Genomic DNA, 18,668 nt, shown 5'->3' with positions numbered 1-18,668 from the left:
CACAAGTGCGAAGTCGAGGACTACTCGCAGCCGATTCCGTCGTTGTCGCGATCCAGGTGCTGACCGTAGCCGTATTCACCGCGGTACACAGGTGCAGCGCCGGCATCACGGGCCTCGGTGCAGTTCTTGTACTCGAACGCACCAGGAGCCGGGGCAGGCCGCGGGGCAGCCTGAGGTGCTGGAGCGACCTGGGGTGCCGGTGCGATCATAGCCGGGCAGAACTGCGACGATCCGGAAGTGCAGAGGAAGTCGGTGACAGGATCGGCTGCGGCGACGGCGGGCATGGTCGCCATGGCTGCTGCGACGACGAAACCGCCGAGGCCGACACGAACGAGGGAGGACGAGCGAATCATGTGGAGCTCCTGACAATGTTCCCGGATCGCGACGAGATTCTCCGGATCCGAGGAGGGGTGAGGTTCGATCTTGCGGCCGCGGTCGTTGAACAGTCAATTGGTGTCATTCGTCTGAATTAGCGGGTTTGGATCGCACCCGAAGCGCGTATACGAACATATGAGCGAAAACGAGCAGGTCAAGCAGAACCCCGAGAAGGATCCCGAGAAGTGGGTCACCGGCGACGAGCCGATCACCGGACCTCAGGAAAGCTACCTGAACACCCTGGCGCAGGAGGCCGACGAGAAGGTCCCCGACGGCCTGACGAAGGCGGAAGCCTCGGAGATGATCGACAAACTGCAGGCCGAGACGGGCCGGGGATAACCATCCTCGACGGGTGACGACGCGGCGGGCAGGCAGGCCGACAATCGGGATATGACGTCCGCCCTCGACCGCGACTCCCGGCGCAAGCGCGGCAAGACGGCCAGGCGATCTACGCCGCTGGCGTCGCTTGCCGCGCTGACTGTCACCACGCGCGACCCGGTGGCACTGCTCGAGACGCAAGCCGCGACGCGTGTGCCCGAGTTGGTGCCTATTCGGTACGGCAGGATGGCCGCGTCGGAGTTCCCGTTCTTTCGCGGGGCCGCCTTGGTGATGGCCGACGACCTGTCGCGGTCGCCGTCCTCGGGCATCACCACTCAGCTCTGTGGCGACGCGCACCTCAGCAACTTCGGTGTCTACGCGACACCGGAGCGCCGAATGGCGTTCGATATCAACGACTTCGACGAGACCTATCGTGGCCCGTTCGAGTGGGACGTCAAACGCCTCGTCGCAAGTTTGGCCGTGGCAGCCATCTCCCGCGAATTCACCAGAAAGCAGCGAAGGCGAATCACCACTTCGTGTGCGTTGGCATATCGGGAGACCATCAGGCGCCAAGCGGAACTGGGCAATCTCGAGGTCTGGTATTCGCACGTCGAGATCACCGACGAGCTCGAAACCATCCAGCACGAGCTCGATTCCACGATGCGTAAGCGGACGAAAGATCTGATCCGGAAAGCGCGCTCCAAGAACCATATTCAGGCGCTAGACAAACTCACGACGGTGACGGACGGCCGTCGACGCATCATTGCGAACCCGCCGTTGATCGTCCCGGTGGAAGACCTCGTCGACGATGTCGCCGAAACCTACCGGCAGCTCGACCGCAGGTTGCAGTCCTACCGCGAGACCTTCCAACACGATAAGCAGCTTCTGCTCGACGCCTACCGACCGATTCAGCTCGCGCGCAAGGTCGTCGGGGTCGGCAGCGTCGGCACACGCGCGTGGATAATCCTGATGGAGGGCGCCGACGAAGGCGACCCGCTCTTCCTGCAGGCCAAGGAAGCCCAGGCGTCGGTCATCGCGTCGTACGTCGACGGACCGACCTTCGAGAACCAGGGTCGACGCGTTGTCGAGGGGCAACGCCTCATGCAGGCGTCGAGCGACATCTTTCTGGGGTGGGCTAGAGGAATGGATCCCGACGGTGCGACGCGGGATCTCTATCTGCGGCAACTACGCGACGGCAAAGGCTCCGCGGTGATCGAGGTGATGTCGCCGAGGGGGATGGAGTTGTACGGGCGGCTGTGCGGGAGGGTCCTGGCCTACGCTCACGCGAGGGCGGGGGATCGCGTCGAGATCGCGGGTTACCTCGGTTCGAGTTCCGCGTTCGAGAACGCGATGACCGAGTTCGCCGACGCCTATTCCGTCCAGAACACGTCCGACCACCGTGCGCTGGTCGATGCCATCGACAGCGGCCGGGTGGTCGCGCAGGCCGGAGTCTGAGTGCGCTGGAATGAATCGGTGGGCATCAGGCGTGAGTCCGGTGGCTTCGTGATCGGCTCGCTGCTGTTCGGGCTTGCGGCAGTACCTGGATACGGGCAGTGGGTCGGCACAGACCTCGACAACATCACGTACTTCGTCGGGTCGCTGTTCTTCACCGGGGCAGCATTCATTGCCCTGCGACTGAGCGGCCGCCCGGTACCGGACAGCGAGTCGGAGCGAGTCGAGCTGTACGACTGGTGGGCTGCTGCGCTCCAATTTGCCGGCACATTGTTCTTCAACGTCAGCACCGGAATCGCGATGGTCAGTGGTTTGACGTCGTCCGAGGCCGACAAATGGGTCTGGCGGCCCGACGTCTTCGGTTCGGCGGCGTTCCTGGTTGCGAGCGCACTGGCCGTCGTCGCGACGACCGAGACCGACAAACTGTGGGACCCGCACGCGCGGGACTGGCGCAGCACGTGGCTGAATATGATCGGCTCGGTCGCGTTCGGAATCTCCGCAGTCGGAGCCTTCGTCCGTCCCTCGACGGGTCAGCTTGCGGACGCCGAACTCGCGAATGTGGGCACATTCGTCGGTGCTGTCTGTTTTCTTGCTGCAGCCCTGCTCATGCGGCCTTTGGTACGAGTCCCAAACATTCGATAGAACTTTTGGTACGTCATTCGTTGCGACTACTGTGAGCGGTTCCACAGCTTGCGAGGGTCGATCTACTCGTGAGTTAGGTTGGGAAACGCGTGTTGTTCGTGTTGCGCCGGAATCGGCGCGGCGGGGGAGGATGGATAAGTAATGCACCGTCGAGTTATTGCAGCGCTGGGAACCAGCCTTGCGCTGTCGATACTGGGAACCGGTGTGGTGTCGGCCCAGCCGCTCCCCGGAACAGGCAGCTCGGATGGTGCCGCGTCGCCATCTGCGCAGGCAGCTCCGTCCCGGCCGGCCCGCATCGATCATGTCGACATGCTCACGGACCGCCGTGCAGCTGTATTCGTCGACTCGCCCGCGATGAACAAGATCGTCCAGGTTCAGGTTCTTCTCCCGGCCGCGCAGGCAGTGTCCCGGCCGACGTTGTACATGCTCGACGGCGTCAGTGCCGGTAAAGAGTCGAACTACCTCGAAAGCACCTGGACGCAGAAGACCGACATCGTCGACTTCTTCGCCGACAAGAACGTCAACGTGGTTCTTCCCGTCGGAGGTTCCAGTAGCTACTACACCGACTGGAATGTCCCGGATCCGATCCTGGGCATCAACAAGTGGGAAACGTTCCTGACGTCCGAGCTGCCACCCCTGATCGACGCACGGTTCTCCGGAAACGGCACCAACGCCATCGCGGGCGTGTCCATGGGCGCTCAGGGCGCGATGGATCTCATCACCCGTCACCCAAATCTGTACACCGGTGTCGCGGGGCTGAGCGGGTGCTACGACAACTCTCAGAACAACCTCAAGGACGCGGTGCGCGCAACTGTCGCCATGAACGGCGGCAACGCAACCAACATGTGGGGCGAGAACGCAGACTTCGGGTGGGTGGCACACGACCCGTCACGCAACGCCGAAGCACTCCGTGGCAAGGACGTCTACATCTCCGTCGGAACCGGATTGCCCGGTCCCTACGAGCTCGGACCCGGTGGAACTGGCTTGCAGGAAGCAGCTCAGGGCGGCCCGCTCGAGGCTGCGGCGCTGTACTGCACCACGTTGTTCGACACGCGGCTGCGCTCACTCGACATCGATGCCACCGTCGTCTACCGGCCCTACGGCATCCACCAGTGGCCCTACTGGCAGGACGATCTGCGTGAGTCCTGGCCGACGCTCGAACGGGCTCTCGGTATCTGACCTGGGGGCTTACTGCAGGATCGCACGGGTTTCGGCGGTAGCTGCGTACTTCAGGAATGCGTCGTTCTCGTCCGGGTCACCGATGGTGATCCGGACGCCGTCGCCTGTGAAGGCACGCAAAATGATCCCTGCTTCTGCCGCGCCCTCGGTGAAAGGCGTAGAACGATCACCGAGTGGCAGGAAGACGAAGTTCGAGTCGGAATGCGCTACGTCGTAACCCAATTCGATGAGGGCCTCACGTACCCGCTCTCTTTCTACGACGAGAGCGTCGGTGCGGGCCAGCAGTTCGTCCTTGGCTGCCAGTGATGCGAGTGCGGCCCGCTGGGCGACGGAATTGACGGCGAACGCGATGCGCACCTTGCCGAGAGCGGTGATGACCGACGGATCGCCGACGGCGTATCCCACCCGCAGCCCGGCGAGTCCGTACGCCTTCGAGAACGTCCGAAGGACCAGGACGTTGCGACGCCCGCGCGCGAGCTCGACGCCGTCGGTGTACTCGCCCTCGGGGTTCTCGCGGGCGTATTCGAAGTAGGCCTCGTCCAGTACGACGAGCACGTGCGGGGGAACTGCGTCGAGGAACCTCTCGAGGGCGGATCGCCTGACGACCGTGCCGCTCGGGTTGTTGGGGTTGCACACGAACACGACGCGGGTGCGCTCGGTGATCGCGGCGAGCATGGCATCGAGATCGTGGACGTGGTTGTCGTCGAGTGGGACCTCGACAGGAGTGGCACCCGCGACGCGCGCGATGATCGGGTACGCCTCGAACGAGCGCCATGCGTACACGACCTCGTCGCCGGGGCCGCACATGATCTGCACGACCTCCTGGCACAGTGCGACGGACCCGTTACCGGCAGCGACATTGTCGGGTTGGACGTTCAACATCGCGGCGATCTCGGCAACCAACTCGGTGGCGCGAATATCCGGGTAGCGGTTGACGGTTGCGACCGCTTCCGCGATCTTCTCCCGGACGCTCGGCAGCGGTCCCTGAGTGGTCTCGTTGCTGGCCAGTTTCATCGCACCGGGAAAGCTGCGGCCCGGAACGTAGGCGGGGATGGCGTCGAGGTCGGTGCGGATGCGAGCAGTCACAGCTCGTATTATGCGCTTCACCTTCATGTGGGATTGCTGTGCGTCCGGCGGTATTGGTGCGGGGGGCGCCCGACGGCACTATTTTGGATTCATGTCGGGAATCTTCACGGATGTGGCAGTGCTCCGAATCGATGTGGAACCGGGGAACGACCCGGACGACACCGACCAACCTCGCGCGGTGCAACAGAAGGTGCCGCTCACCGCTGTCGCACCCGAGGGCAACGTCCGGGGCGGGATCGTGGTGCTCCACGAGTCCCGGGAGATTCCGCCGTCGCTCGTGGCGCTGCTGCACTCGCTTGCGCTGGAAGGCTGGCTCGCGGTCGCGCCCGATCTTTTCCATCGCGACTCGGTCGCGGACGGCGAGGAGGTGTTCGGTGAGAATCTGTTCGCCGATTTCGACGCGACGTTCGACTGGCTCACCTCCCGCGGCGTGTATCCGGATTGTGTCGGGGTCATCGGGTTCGACGACGCGGGTACCGCGGCTCTGATCGTCGCCACCAACCGTCCGATCGGGGCGGCAGTCAGTGTCGCTGCTGCCGGGATCACCGAGCCACTGAACGCCGATGCCGTCGCGTTGGTCGATGCCGCGCCGTCGCTCCAAGCGCCCTGGCTCGGTCTGTACGGCGAGGATGACCCTCGGGCCCCTGCGGAGCACATCGAGAGGCTTCGTGAGGCAGCCACACGGGCGTCCGTGGCTACCAACGTCGTCAGCTACAGCGGTCGTCATCACCGAGCGGACGCGCCGCCATCACCGGGCAGCGCCGAGGACGGCGATCCGGGGACAGCTGCTCTGATCGAAGCGCAGACGAGGATCTTCGACTGGTTCGACTCATTCCTCAGGTGAACGGCCCCTAGGTCGTTCCGCAGGCTCCACTCCGGCGGTTGACCAGCCGTTTTGCGCTGACGGCTTCGGCGTGTGTAATCTCTTTCATCGGCGGTCCGAGAGGGCCGGCAGCCTAGGAGGCGTGCCAGAGCGGCCGAATGGGAGTCACTGCTAATGACTTGACCCTTCACCGGGTCCGGAGGTTCAAATCCTCTCGCCTCCGCCACGGTTGGTAGAGTTTTACCGGCTAGTTAGATGCTCGACCACAACAGAACACGCGCCCGTAGCTCAACGGATAGAGCACTTGACTACGGATCAAGAGGTTAGGGGTTCGAATCCCTTCGGGCGCACAGTTAAGACCCCTGAACTGCGAGAACGTGCAGTTCAGGGGTCTTTTTGGTGTATACGGTGCTTGGTGGCAACGCTTCGCTGGCAGGTGGGAGCGGGAGCGGAGCATGCTGGATCCGCCATCGCCCACCAGGCTAGGACAAACGCCGACGGCGTGAAGGCGGATGGATGTCTGTGGTCATCGATGCGCTGCCCTTCTCCGGTAGAGGTCGCTGTCTGCCTGCAACAGCAAACCGGTGAGTGCATCCGGTTCTGCCGGGCCGGTGGCAATTCCGAAACTGACTGGAACAGCATGTCCGGTCGTCAGGGGGTGCGCGAGCAGATGGGTCTGACTCCTGGCGCCGCGGACTATGGCGATGAACTCCTTACCGGCCAGACGGGCAAGCACCGCCGACGAGGGCAACAGCGCCCGCCATGCATCGATAAGATCGATCAGCCTTTGTCGTCTTGCCGAGGTGCCGCCGCTCACCTCGGCCATGTCGAGCTCGTTTACATCGAGGATGATGACGGTGACCTCTTCGTCGTGGATTTCCGCCTGTTTGATGAGGTCCGATGCTGCATGTGCGGCGCCTGCTCTATTCCATACCGACGTCAAGGGGTCGCGTAGGACTGCATCGAGCAGGGAACCCGCGAGCGAACCGAAGATCTCGGCTGTGGCGATGATGCAGGCAGGCCACAGAAGAAACCACAGAAATGGAGCTTCCGCCGGGGAAAGGGCAAGAGCTGCAACTGCCAGCGCCGCGATGGTCAGGCACAGACCACGGGCGGTCGATACGGTCGGGCAGACTCCGCGAATGTACATCGACACCATGATCAACGGAATCAACGACCAAGGCAGCGCAGCCAACTGGTCATGGGTCACAGCGGTGATCAGCGGTGCGATCACCAGGCACGCCAACGCAACCGCGTGCTGCCACGGTTGCACACGAGGCGAACACAACGTGACGACACCTAGCAGGCAGACGAGAGCTGCAAGCGCGTCACCTGTCGCACCAGAAGGTTTGCCGTCGTAGACATACGCCACGAATACCGAACTGCAATAGGCGATCAGCATGAACGCCAGAAACGGGAACAGAACCCGACGGTAACTGCGACAAAACTGCCGGTACTTTCTTGCCATCACGTTCAACGGATTGGTTCCACTCAGTCTGACCATCACGGTTTTCAGTGTGACAGTCCAACGGGGTTTGCCCGTCGCGGAATCGGTGCAAGGCCGATGGGCGTCATGTCGATTGTCTGAATGATTCGCGTGCACGAAAGGACTCGATACTTGCTGCAGCAAAACAGATCTCGACCATCTGCTAGAACTGGCCCGTATCTCGAAACGCCCCACAGGGCGCTGAACCAGCGATCCGATCGACCCACTTACTGCTCCTCGATTTCACCCCAGGAATCACCCGGTCGGGTCGAGCTTCACCATGGATTTCATACCGTGATGACCGATCTCGAGCACTCAGCCGGGGTTGGATGAGTTACATAAGTTGCTGATGTGACAAGAGGGGACTTCCATGAAATACCCATGCTGGACCACCCCACCCCGCAGACCAGTCCTTCTCAATGCACAGGTAGTAATTCTGACGGCCTTCGCATTGGTCTTTTCGGCTGGCGCGGCACAGGCGCAGAACACCGACCTGTCGGCCGAGATCGATACCACGACAGAGACGTTGCACATCGGGATCAATGCCGGCGAACCACTGCTGAATCCGACGTTGTCTATCCTGTTCCCCCCTGGAATAGCTGCTCTCGGGGAGCCAGAGATATGCACGGATCGATGGCAGGTCGAGGCGGTCGGGTTGGCATCGGTCGAGGCAGGAGACGGAACCGGTGCCCACATATTTCAGACCCGACGGTTCACCTGCCAACTGGACGGCATTGCCGAAAATTCCGCTGTTTCGGTGGCTGTACCGATCGAACTATCGACCAGCGCGGAGCAACTTCCGGTGACCGCAACGGTCGTCCTACGTGCTGGGACCATCGCACTCGACACCGTCGCCTTCCTGGCGTCGCCAACTGAAGCGGGACTCGTTCCGTGCGATCCAGAGGGTGTGTCGGTGGCAGGGATCCCCGGTCGAGAGGCGACATACAGCCATGCATATGGCGCTATTTCCGGCTCGGTGTCCAGTGAACCGCACAGTGATTCCACGGCGGTGCAACTCACCGGGATCGACTCATGTCATCAGTGGATCGAACGCACTGTGCCCGCTACGACAGAGGGTGAGTACTCGTTCCTTGGACTTCTGCCGGGAACGTACAAGGTCGGTATTCGTGACAGCTCGACCGCCGCAGCGGTAGCGCTCGACACCTCAAATATGACCATTGCGGACCTCGAGCTCTGACCGAGGCAGACCGCAAATCGACGACCGAACTAGAGCGAGGCTACTTCTCATGACCGTTTCCAATCTGGAACTTCCCTTCGACGTCCAACGTCGCGGATACGCTACCCAGCAGGTGCAGGACTACGTTCGTCGTCTGCACACCAAGTTCGAGAGAAATATCTCCAAGATCGACCAACAACAAACGCACATAGACAAACTTGAACGAGAACTCGACGAGCTTCGGTCGCAGCTTGCCGCAGCAACTGTCGAGCGGGACCAAATTTCTTCTGAGTTCGAAGAACTGACACAGAAGTCAACGGACGATCGCGCGGAGGCGAAACTCGCTCGAGAAAAACTCGCAACGGCGTTGGCGTCACCGATGACGGCGCCGCAGATAAGCGCGCGCCTGGAACAGATTCTAATCCTGGCGGAGCAGGAAGCAGCACAGATCTCGTTGCAGGCAGCTGCGGAGCGCAAAGACGCGCAGGCTGAGTCCCAAAAAATCCTGGCCGAGGCAACACGTGCGGCCGCAGAGTGTCACGCTGCCGCCGAAGCGGATGTGCGACAGGTCTACTCCGATCGCGACAAGCTGATGTCCGAGCTGACAACCATCAGTCAGCAACTCAGTGCGCTCGTCGCCGGAGGAGAAGCCAGCACCACAGAAGAGAATGATGTCGAGGAGAAGGCTGACACCAGGGGCCACTGAATCCGCGGGAGTTCAGGCAAGTAGTCCCATATCGCGTGCGGCCGAGAGCGCTTCGTCTCGGGTGTGTGCCTTCAGTTTTTTGTATACCGAGCGCAGTTGACTCTTGACCGTGTTTGTCGAGACGAACAGCTCCTGCGCAATGTGGTTGTGGCCCAAACCCGCCGCCAGTGCATGCAGCACAGCTCGCTCTCGTTCGGTTAGTACAACGAACGTGATCGGGACTCTGAACACCGGTTGGAGCCCAAGCGACAGGACGTACCGCGCTGCAGCGGATTGCTTGGGAGCCAACCGCTCCAGAGTTTCGATGTCGCTGCGAGGCATATACGCCAAACTTCGGTGCAGCTTCATGTGGTCGACAAGGCTGGTGGCGCGGGTCCACGCAGAGACCGCTGCGGCCTCGTCGTGTAGGCAGAGTTGGCTGGACGCCTCGATCAGGAGTGCATCGACCAACAAGCGTGGCGGCACCGAGGCCGCATTCGACAGCGTGCGTGCAGTCGAGATCGCCTGGGTGTGCCGACCGGTGAGGCCGTAGACCCGGGCACGGGCTACGGTCGCCCAGTCGTCGCTTCCCGCTCGCGCAGCAACTGCGTCTGCGTGATTGCCCCATCCACAGGCCAAGAGCAGGTCGATCTCGACGGCGGTGAGTAGCCAGCGCACCAACGAGGGCTTCTCGGTATCGGAGGGGCGGTTCATGTTGTGGCGACGCAGCTGATCGAGCGCGGGAGCTGGAATACCTTGCAGTAAAGCATAGTTCGAACGCACGTAAGATACCAACGGCCACAACTCGTCGCGGCTACCGACGGTGGACAATTGCGCTTCGGTGTATTCGGCGCGTTCGAGATCGAGTGCATCGAGCGCGATGAGCCCTCGGGCTGCCAAACCGGATGTTCGAATGACCGGCTCGAGCCATCCGTGAGTGAAGGGGTGAAGCCTCTTGCGAACCAACCATTCCTGAGCTCGATGGTGTTCACCGATCAGTGCCCAATTCAGGGCAGAGGTGCCAGCGGACCCCCGCGCAACCATGTTCAGCGCATCGGAACCGGAATCTCGATATGCCAGAGCGGCTTCGATGCTCGAATCATGCAGTTGACCCGCCAGCTGGAAGTTGATACTCCACTGGTAGCGGAGCAGGCCAAGTGCATCGATCTCGGTGTCGGGTGCGAGGTCGAGCATCAGTCTGCACAGTATCGACAGTCGGCGTGTAAGCACCTCAGCTGCTGCGTAGTCCCCGCTCATCCTGGCCAGAACCGAGTGCACGGTTCCTGCTACCAGCGTCTCGTGGGCTCCCCTGGACGCAGCCAACGTATGCAATCGGTCGACGGTGGCAGGCAGGACGAACGGTGTCTTTACCGGTAAAGCATCTACACCTGTCAGTAGCTTTCGACCGGCGCTGAGCAACGGTCGACCGGAAAGTCGGTCGACGGGCAGCGCGCGCAACGCAGCCCGCAGTGTCGACACGTCATGCGAGAACAGGACAACCCACTGCGCTTCGATGATGTCCATGGTCAATGTCCAGTCTTGGGCCTGCATGGCATGTCGCAGCGCATCCCGATAGCTGCCGTTGTCGTAATGCCAGCGCGCGACGTAGATCAACCGCGGGGTCGGATCGTTGTTCTCGTCCCGTTGCCGTTTCAGGATTGCCTCGCGCAGCGCCGGCGCGAACATCCACCTCCCGGATTCCGCGGTCGACTTGTCGATCATGAGGAGGCCGCGAGCATGGAGTTCAGCGAGAGCTGCATCTGTTCCGGGGCGCCGCGAGAGTGCATACGCAAGGTCGGCGTCTATCGACTCGGCGGCGGCGATCGCATCGATGAACCCGTGGAGGTGGCTGATTCTGTCGTCCCGGTAGATGCGGGCCTCGACGTAGACATCCAGCGATCGCGATACCGTCCGCAAGTAGTGGTCGCCGCGTGGTGCCGTTGTCACCATAGCGCGGAACGCGTTGGTGGCGAACTTCATCAGGCTGGGGATTCCCAAGGTGACCTTGCGGGCCACTTCGGCATCGTCGTGGCTGTGGTCGATATTTCGTGCCCTCAGGGCTCGTTTGGTGTCGTCGACTGAGAAGACCAAGTCCTGCTCATCGATGACCTCGTAGGAGAATCCCGTCTGCGCGACCTTGCCCAGCCAGTTCCGGCTCGCAGTGATGAGCACGATGTCCACGTCCTGGCAGAGCCCGAGCAGTTGAGTGATCTCTTCGTGCGTGAAGTTGTCTGATATCGGTGCGTCCATTCGGTCATGCAGGACGAGCACGATCGGGTTCTCGAGCCGATTCAACAGGGCAACTACCCCGTAGAACGGCGTGAGTTTTTCGTCTGGCCTGTTTCGGATCGGCCCGGGGACGTACCCTCGCATGTACAGCACCTGGGCGAGTTCGTTCCAGAGATCGGTGGCGCCCGTGGTTCGCGAGTGTGGGGGCATTCTGACTGCTGTTCGTGCGCGCTCGGAGTTCGAGCGAATCCACGCATCGACCAGCGATGTCTTCCCGAAACCCGGAGGTGCACAGATCAAGTGCAAGCGCGCAGGTGCATCCAACAGTGAAACCAGCTGGTGACGGCTGCCCGAATCCTCGGCACTGTCGCATGCCTCTGAGCGGGCCCGTTCTGGACCCGGCATTCGCCCCGCCTGCATTGTTGGTGACAACATCCTTCCGGTACTCCGTGCTGCCAAGTAGTTGAAAACTCAAGCTACCCTTACCGGAGACTCGAAGCTGACCGAAGGCATAATTCGTTGCCTGGTTGACGTACGGCTTCACCATGCTTTTCACCCGACGCCGAATGAACCGTACTCGGCGTTACATATACGCAGTTTTCACCCTGACGTTCATCCTTCGGGATGAACGAAATCCGACCATCCCGGTGGTTGGCTTCGTGTGGACGGAAGGTGGAGAGCGGTACATGAAAGCAAGCATTGGAATGTCGATTTCCGATAACGAGGTTCTCGGGGTGTTGATCGACGCGGACCTGGTGGCAACCGGCATCATCGACAGCGCGACGCATCCTCGATCAGCGAATGCAGTCAACGACATCGGTGAGCTCGCGGCAAGGCTGCGCGTTCGCGCCGAGCGGGCAGGCCTGCGCAGTGAGTCGATCGGACTCGTCGGCCTACATGCGCGTGATGCCGAACTGGCCCCGTCCACGCCAAGTGTCGAACCGATGAACGTCGTCTCTGTTGACATTGCAAGAGCCTTGAACTCGTATCTACTTGGCGTCAAGGCCATCTCGAGGAGATGCCTGTACGTGGTCGCGGTAACCGAGAACACCGGCCAGGTCGTGTACCTGATGGACTCGTCGGTCTCGATTGTTCTGGCAACAGCACGAGTGGTGAACACCGGAACAATGGTCGACGACATTCGCGCAGCATTCGAACGACTACACGACGAGGACATCGACAACATCGAGTGCATCGTCGCTTCGAATCCGACTCGGCACGCGGAAGCTGCGATCAACGAAGTCGCGCGGGGCCTGTCCGTCGAGCTCATCACCCTCGACGAACGAGTCGATCAGCACCGTGCCGTGGGCGCGGCAGTTTACGGATCCGCGAACCGGAGCGCTGCTTTCGCTGCCTCGACGCATGCTGGGGTGGCTGGGGCGCGGCGTCCGAGGCCGCGCTTTCCCCGCTACGCGTCAGTGTGGATCGCGGCCACAGTTCTCCTGGCCGGGGTTGGCGTGAGTGTCGCGCTGATGGGCGCAGCCGAACAGCGGCGGCTCGATATCGTCGCACCGCAGGAGCGCACCGTCGCACACTGCGCACACGGCGGTCCGCTCGGCCATGTGGCTGGCTGGCATCGGTCCGATCCAGACCCTCCTACCGAGGGAGATTCGGACTCGCGTGTTCCTCGACCTTCGGCGCCGCAGCCACCATGCTGACGGAGGGGCACTTGGCTCAGATGTTGCCGCAGTAGATTGCATTTTCCGCAGCGTCTCAACTGAAACGCCGGCTCAGCACAGTTTCGCGCCGCAGTGCCTTCAGCCTCGCGTGATTCGACTCAACTAGTTCGCCTAGCAAAGGTGATGTGTCGTGTCCGAGAGTCTTCGACCCCCTCTTCCGGGGGTAACGAACTATGACGCCGATCACATAGCGTCTGGATTTGTCCCACATCACATGTGTCGGCATCAATCCAAATGGAGAACCCATGACTTCAACTTCACCCCACGACGCGGTAGGTCGTACGGCTTCGGCGCCTTCTGTGGCACCCGGCACCAGCGTTCGCAAAGTAGCGATCGCGAGTGGAATCGGCACGACGATCGAGTTCTACGATTTCTTCATCTACGGAACTGCCGCAGCACTGGTGTTCCCGACGGTCTTCTTCCCCGCCCTGGGAGCGACTGCGGGAACCGTCGCCTCCTTCGCCACATTCGCCGTCGCCTTCATCGCCCGTCCCGCGGGCGCGGTGCTGTTCGGTCACTTCGGTGATCGAATTGGGCGTAAGAAGACGCTGATCTCAACGCTGCTGCTGATGGGTATCTCGACGTTCGCCATCGGCCTGCTTCCGGGTGCGGAGACTATTGGTGTTGCCGCCCCAATCATCCTGGTGCTGTTGCGGTTCGGGCAAGGCTTCGCAGTCGGAGGAGAGTGGGCCGGAGCGACCCTGCTGACGGCGGAGTACGCGCCCGCGAAGAAGCGAGGTTTCTACGGAATGTTCCCGCAGCTGGGACCGTCGGCCGCGTTCATTCTTTCAAGCGCGACGTTCCTCGTGACCGGAGCGGTCTTTGGCGATACCAACGAGGTGTTCCTCGACTTCGGCTGGCGAATTCCGTTCCTGTTCAGTGCGGTTCTCGTTCTCATCGGCCTGTACATGCGGTTGGCGATCGAAGAGACGCCGATCTTCCGTGCCAACAAAGAGGTCGAGAACCGGTCCGCTGCGCCTGCCAGGCTCCCCATCTTCGAAGCCTGGAAGGTCCAGAAGAAGGAAATCCTCCTCGCCGCAGGTGCACTGGCATCGCTGTTCTCCCTGTTTTACATGGGCACTGCCTACCTGACCAGCTACGGCACCAAGACACTCGGGTTCGACCGGCCGTTCGTCCTGTGGACGGGCATCATCGCCGCAGTCGTGTTCGGAATTGCGATAGGCATTTCCGCGACGTACTCCGACCGGGTCGGTCGACGGCGAGTCATTATGACCTCCTGCGCAATTGCTGTTCCGTGGGCACTGGCTCTGTTTCCTTTGCTCGATACCGGCAACGAAGTTGTCTACGTCGTGTCGATGTGCATCACTCTGGGAATCTTCGGGATCGCCTACGGCCCAACAGGTGCCCTGCTGCCGGAGCTGTTCGAGACACGCTTCCGTTACACCGGAGCCGGGTTGGGCTACAACCTCGCCGGCGTTCTCGGTGGCGCGATTTCCGCCGCTGCTCGCGGCGCCGTTGACCGCGCAGTATGGAAGCGTCGCAGTCGGCGTCATGCTCGCTCTCTTGTCGGTTCTAAGCCTCGGATGCACCAAGGCTCTGGTCGAGACCAGAGAAGTGAGCCTGGCCTGACGTTTTCGGACCAGCGGCTCGGGAAGGTGTTTCTCACACTTCCCGAGCCGTTGTTCACTACCCGACTGTTCGACCTCCGCGTGGGGGAGAACCGTTCGGGTCGGTTCGTCGCACCTAGGTGAATAGTTGCTGTCAATAGCCGCGTTCGACCCGCTTACTCTCCTCACCGCGACGAGACAACTTACGGCGATCTTCGTGCTGGCGGTCGGTGACGTGGTGTTCTTGCCAGCTGACGGAGCCATCGAGTCGGGTGAACCAATTTGCGTAGCAACCGATACCAGACAGTGCCGGCGTACCGGCGCAATTGAGAAGTGTGCGCTGGTATACGCATCTGTAGAAAATGGTCCCGTCGTCCACGTCGACTTGTACGTTGCTGATGAGGTGCGCCGAGCACGCTGCCAGGACACAAATACATCGACGTCGCATTGCCGGGGCATCTGTGTTTTTCCGACAGTCATAGTGCGTCGAACATGCCCGTGATTTGCGTCTTGACGAGTGCGGGGTCGTCCAGGGGGACGTCATGGGAGCTGCCCACTGCAGTAACGAGGTGCCGGTTGGGTGCCTGGCCGACGAAGAGCGCAGCGGCGGCGGTCCAGTTGCGTGCATCCGCCGACTCTGCTGGCATCGGTGTCTCCTCGGAAACGATCACCGAAACAGGGATGTCCTGTGGCCAGGTCATGGCGTGGAAGGCGGTGTGTACCGGTCCCCAGTTCTCCGCGGCGGCCAGAAATTGTCGTGACCGCCGCGTCGACGGAGCGGATTTGATTTCGGCGACCTCTTCCTCGTTGGCTGCAACGAGGCGTGCTATCTGGTCCGGTGTGAAAAACGGCGGGAGATTGGCGTCGATCAGGACTGCGCCGTCGACGATGTCTGGGTGAGTGTTCACGAGGGCGTGCGCGACTTCCCCTGCAATCGAGTGTCCGGCCAAGACGATGGGGCCGTCGGGGAGATCGAGGCTTTCGAGGCCGGCAGCCAGATCCTCGCCGGCTGCGGACGGGTCGAATGCCCCCTGTACGTCGTCGCTCTGTCCGGCCCCGGTTCGGTCGTACGTGACGATGGCCGCGCCCGTCGCGGCAGCAAGGTCAGGGACGATACCGTTCCAGTAAGTGGCGTCGTTTCCCCCACCGGCGTCGAGCACGATGGTTCCCCCGGCGCCGGGCGTGAGATAGAAAGCGAGATCGTGGCCGTCGCGTCGCACGATCTCCAGCCGGCCCAACGCTTGCGGGGTTGTGGAGGATGCCGCGCTGGTAGTGGGCGGAGGCGCATCGGACTGGGCCTCGGTGGCGGAACTGCAGCCGGCCACCCCGAGCACGACCACGAGAGCGGCGATGGCGGTAGTGGGGTGCGGGACGAAGGAGGTGTATCTGCGAAGCAAAAGAATCAGCCCATTTCTCGAAAGGTGTCACGCTGCTGCGCGATGGTTCAAGCACACCGCGAACGTTGTCTCGTAAACACGGGGCTAACCCCCTAACTGTCCCGGGTTAGCCCCACTTCTTGCCGCCGGCCGACCGGGTCTGCCCGGGTTCGTATCGGCTGTGGGTCGCTGACTTAGTCTGAGTTCATGACCCGCGACATCGATCAGTGTTCGGCAGTGTCGGATGCACGATGACTCAGCTGTTGCGAAACTGCGCGCGCACCGCCTCGTAGACCGAGGCATCCTGCGGAGTTCGACGTGGCGGGAACTGGCCTTTCACGCACTCCATTTCCCGGTCGCTGTTGCGGGGTTCGCTTGGCTTCTTGTCGCAACCACGATCGGAGTGCTATTCGCTGCCTCCGGCGTGGGTCTGCCCGGCGCGGCGGCATTGTTCGCCAGCATCGGGTGGGTCGCGGCACCGACCCGGGCTCTGAGCGCACAGTACCTTGGGCGCCCGGTAGCAACACCGCCGCAGACCGAGGTCCGTTCGGCCATGTCTGTATTTCGTGATCCGGCGTCGTGGCGCGCATTCGCCTACTCGGGCGTCGGATTCGCGTTGACCGGAACAACGTTTCTTGTCAGCAGCATGTTGCTCGCGATCGCCCTCGCTGCGTTCACGTTCCCGCTATGGCGATCGAATTTCATTGGCTTCGACGGTATAGCGTTCACGTCGAACTCCGCAGGTCCGACATTGTTCGTCGTCGGGGCACTGCTCTTGGTCTTGGTGTGGCCCGTCGTCAATCATGGCCTGGCCCGGGTGCAGTCATTCGTCATCGACGCACTCCTCGGCCCGACCCCGAGTGAACTTAGGCTCGCGGAACTTGCAGCATCGAGAGACGCGACCTTGGAGGGCGCACACACAGTACTGCGAAGCATCGAGCGAGACCTCCATGACGGCACCCAGGCTCGTGTGGTCAATCTTGCGATGATTCTCGGTGATGCGCTGGACCGGGTTCGTTCCGGGGCCGACCCCGCGATTATCGAGTCGCAACTGGCCTCGGCGGTTGAAGTCACGACCGAGACGCTGGCCGAACTCAGAGCACTGGTTCGAGGCATCCACCCGCCGGTCCTCGGCAGCGGCCTCGAGGCTGCTCTGCAATCAGCCGTGGGGAGGGCCGGACTTCCTGTCCGACTGCACGTCGACGTGCCCACACGGCCTTCGCCGATCGTGGAGAGTATCGCGTACTTCGCTGTGCTCGAACTACTTACGAATGTCCAGAAACACTCCAACGCGAGATCAGCGTCCGTCGACATAAGTCGCGGACCGGACGGACTCGTGGCGGAAGTAAACGACGATGGGCAGGGAGGCGCCCGCGTCGACGATCCTGCTGCGGGGAGAGGGACCGGTCTCGCGGGTGTACGTGAGCGAGTGCGCGCAGTGAATGGGCATTTCACGATCGACAGCCCCTCAGGCGGTCCGACGACCGCACGGTTCACCATCCCGGAAACAAGCGGTCGATGAAAATACTCGTTGTCGACGACAACACGATTCTCCGCGAAGGGCTCGCAGCACTCCTGACGGGGAGAGGTCACGACGTCGCCACCGCCGGAACCGGTGATGACGCAATTGCAGCCACAGATCGCGGCGGGGCACACGCCTTCGACGTCGTGGTCATGGACATTCGCATGCCCCCCACACACACGGACGAGGGCGTGCGGGCCGCAGTGAGCATCAAGGCGCTCAGGCCGGATGTGGGCGTTCTTCTTTTCTCGCAATACGCCGAAGTCCATTGGGCGCGAACCCTTCTGGAGGTAGCAACGAGCGGCGTGGGGTACCTGTTGAAAGACCGAGTTGCCGACGTCGGAGGATTTATCGACGCTCTTCAGCAGATCGCCGCAGGCAACGTCGTCTTGGATCCCGAAGTTGCTGCCGCTCTGGTCAATACCCCACGCACCACCGATTCGGACCTCGCACAGCTTTCATTCCGCGAGAGGGACGTACTGCGGCTGATGGCAGAAGGGCGTTCCAACGGAGCGATCGCTACCGCGTTGTTCCTCTCCAACAGCACGGTCGAGAAGCACATCACCACTGTGTTCAACAAGCTCGGCCTCGAGACATCACCCACGGGTCATCGACGAGTTCTGGCAGTCCTTCGATATTTGTCCACGTGATCGAGTGACTCGCAAAGTAAATGAGCTGCGACGGAGTAATGTTCCAGTATCCACGACGCGTGGCTCGCCAAGCGAACCAACTTCCTGCGCCCATCGGAGGCACAGTCCACGTCGGGCGTCGTGTGAGCCCTACCAGCGGTGCGCCCGAGCTGCTCCGATCGTAGATTGAACTTCCTCGCCACCGCGTGCGCAGACTAGAGGAGTCCCCTTTCTGCTTGTCCGCTTCGGAACGTGACGTGTTGCGTGATCGTGTGTAGTGGTCCTCGGCCGACAGGTCGTACCGCTCGGTCCGGATGAACGCCAGGCTTTCGGGGGAGGCGGACACCAGTCGACGTAGAAGGGGCGCGCTGGCAGCGGGCCCGAAGACCGCTTCTTCGAAGATCGAGAATCTCGTCGTCGAGCAACCTTGTGCAGTGATACC

The 18,668-nt window shown here is 61.9% G+C and carries 15 protein-coding genes, 2 tRNA genes and 1 pseudogene; 13 read left to right on the top strand and 5 right to left on the bottom strand.

Annotated elements, in window-relative coordinates:
- Window positions 1-20: 20 nt before the first annotated feature.
- Entirely contained in the window at window positions 21-353 is a 333-nt protein-coding gene (locus tag WDS16_RS20880) for an excalibur calcium-binding domain-containing protein (protein ID WP_338887357.1), read from the bottom strand.
- 157 nt (window positions 354-510) lie between these two features.
- Between WDS16_RS20880 and WDS16_RS20875 the strand changes: the two genes are divergently transcribed.
- The 4 genes from WDS16_RS20875 to WDS16_RS20860 all read left to right on the top strand — a co-directional run bounded on the left by WDS16_RS20875 (window position 511) and on the right by WDS16_RS20860 (window position 3,966).
- The gene (locus WDS16_RS20875) at window positions 511-714 is read left to right on the top strand and encodes a DUF3072 domain-containing protein (RefSeq protein WP_338887356.1); all 204 of its coding nucleotides are present in this window, start codon (window positions 511-513) and stop codon (window positions 712-714) included.
- A gap of 51 nt (window positions 715-765) precedes the next feature.
- Window positions 766-2,148 carry a DUF2252 domain-containing protein gene (locus tag WDS16_RS20870; RefSeq protein WP_338887355.1) on the top strand — a complete coding sequence of 461 codons (1,383 nt, stop codon included), beginning with the start codon at window positions 766-768 and terminating at the stop codon, window positions 2,146-2,148.
- Window positions 2,149-2,787 (top strand): hypothetical protein, encoded by a 639-nt coding sequence (locus tag WDS16_RS20865; protein ID WP_338887354.1) that lies wholly within the window; start codon window positions 2,149-2,151, stop codon window positions 2,785-2,787.
- A gap of 141 nt (window positions 2,788-2,928) precedes the next feature.
- Entirely contained in the window at window positions 2,929-3,966 is a 1,038-nt protein-coding gene (locus WDS16_RS20860; RefSeq protein WP_338887353.1) for an alpha/beta hydrolase family protein, read from the top strand.
- A 9-nt stretch (window positions 3,967-3,975) separates the two neighbouring features.
- On the opposite strand, the gene hisC is transcribed toward WDS16_RS20860, so the two are convergent.
- Window positions 3,976-5,052, bottom strand: a complete 1,077-nt coding sequence (gene hisC / locus WDS16_RS20855; protein ID WP_338887351.1) for a histidinol-phosphate transaminase — start codon at window positions 5,050-5,052, stop codon at window positions 3,976-3,978.
- A gap of 91 nt (window positions 5,053-5,143) precedes the next feature.
- Here hisC and WDS16_RS20850 point away from each other — a divergent pair, with 91 nt between their 5' ends.
- The 3 genes from WDS16_RS20850 (at window position 5,144) to WDS16_RS20840 (ending at window position 6,225) form a co-directional block, all read left to right on the top strand.
- Entirely contained in the window at window positions 5,144-5,896 is a 753-nt protein-coding gene (locus WDS16_RS20850; protein ID WP_338887349.1) for a dienelactone hydrolase family protein, read from the top strand.
- Window positions 5,897-6,011: 115 nt separating this feature from the next.
- A tRNA-Ser gene (locus WDS16_RS20845) sits at window positions 6,012-6,101 on the top strand.
- Between the two features lie 51 nt (window positions 6,102-6,152).
- Window positions 6,153-6,225, top strand: a tRNA-Arg gene (locus WDS16_RS20840).
- Between the two features lie 176 nt (window positions 6,226-6,401).
- Here the strand turns inward: WDS16_RS20840 and WDS16_RS20835 are convergent.
- Entirely contained in the window at window positions 6,402-7,379 is a 978-nt protein-coding gene (locus WDS16_RS20835; RefSeq protein WP_338893557.1) for a diguanylate cyclase domain-containing protein, read from the bottom strand.
- Window positions 7,380-7,731: 352 nt separating this feature from the next.
- On the opposite strand from WDS16_RS20835, the gene WDS16_RS20830 reads away from it, so the two are divergent.
- Both WDS16_RS20830 and WDS16_RS20825 read left to right on the top strand, forming a co-directional pair.
- Window positions 7,732-8,559 carry a hypothetical protein gene (locus tag WDS16_RS20830; protein ID WP_338887347.1) on the top strand — a complete coding sequence of 276 codons (828 nt, stop codon included), beginning with the start codon at window positions 7,732-7,734 and terminating at the stop codon, window positions 8,557-8,559.
- 49 nt (window positions 8,560-8,608) lie between these two features.
- Entirely contained in the window at window positions 8,609-9,244 is a 636-nt protein-coding gene (locus tag WDS16_RS20825; protein WP_338887346.1) for a hypothetical protein, read from the top strand.
- Between the two features lie 12 nt (window positions 9,245-9,256).
- Here the strand turns inward: WDS16_RS20825 and WDS16_RS20820 are convergent, their stop codons facing one another.
- A complete protein-coding gene (locus WDS16_RS20820; protein WP_338887344.1) occupies window positions 9,257-11,662 on the bottom strand; it encodes a helix-turn-helix transcriptional regulator in 2,406 nt (801 codons plus the stop codon).
- 476 nt (window positions 11,663-12,138) lie between these two features.
- On the opposite strand from WDS16_RS20820, the gene WDS16_RS20815 reads away from it, so the two are divergent.
- Complete coding sequence (locus WDS16_RS20815) at window positions 12,139-13,110, top strand: hypothetical protein (RefSeq protein WP_338887343.1); 972 nt, start codon at window positions 12,139-12,141, stop codon at window positions 13,108-13,110.
- A 266-nt stretch (window positions 13,111-13,376) separates the two neighbouring features.
- Window positions 13,377-14,721 (top strand): annotated as a pseudogene (locus WDS16_RS20810) (MFS transporter).
- A gap of 454 nt (window positions 14,722-15,175) precedes the next feature.
- On the opposite strand, the gene WDS16_RS20805 reads toward WDS16_RS20810, so the two are convergent.
- A complete protein-coding gene (locus tag WDS16_RS20805) occupies window positions 15,176-16,096 on the bottom strand; it encodes an alpha/beta hydrolase (RefSeq protein WP_338887342.1) in 921 nt (306 codons plus the stop codon).
- A gap of 223 nt (window positions 16,097-16,319) precedes the next feature.
- On the opposite strand from WDS16_RS20805, the gene WDS16_RS20800 reads away from it, so the two are divergent.
- Window positions 16,320-17,597: a sensor histidine kinase gene (locus tag WDS16_RS20800; protein ID WP_338887339.1), complete on the top strand. Its 1,278-nt coding sequence runs from the start codon at window positions 16,320-16,322 to the stop codon at window positions 17,595-17,597.
- On the top strand, window positions 17,594-18,247 hold the full coding sequence (locus WDS16_RS20795; RefSeq protein WP_338887338.1) for a response regulator transcription factor: 654 nt from the start codon (window positions 17,594-17,596) through the stop codon (window positions 18,245-18,247). The genes WDS16_RS20800 and WDS16_RS20795 overlap by 4 nt, the downstream gene beginning before the upstream one ends.
- Window positions 18,248-18,668 lie beyond the last annotated feature (421 nt).

This window comes from Rhodococcus sovatensis (assembly GCF_037327425.1).
Classification (GTDB): Bacteria; Actinomycetota; Actinomycetes; order Mycobacteriales; family Mycobacteriaceae; genus Rhodococcoides; species Rhodococcoides sovatense.
This window is presented reverse-complemented; position numbering and strand designations above follow the sequence as displayed.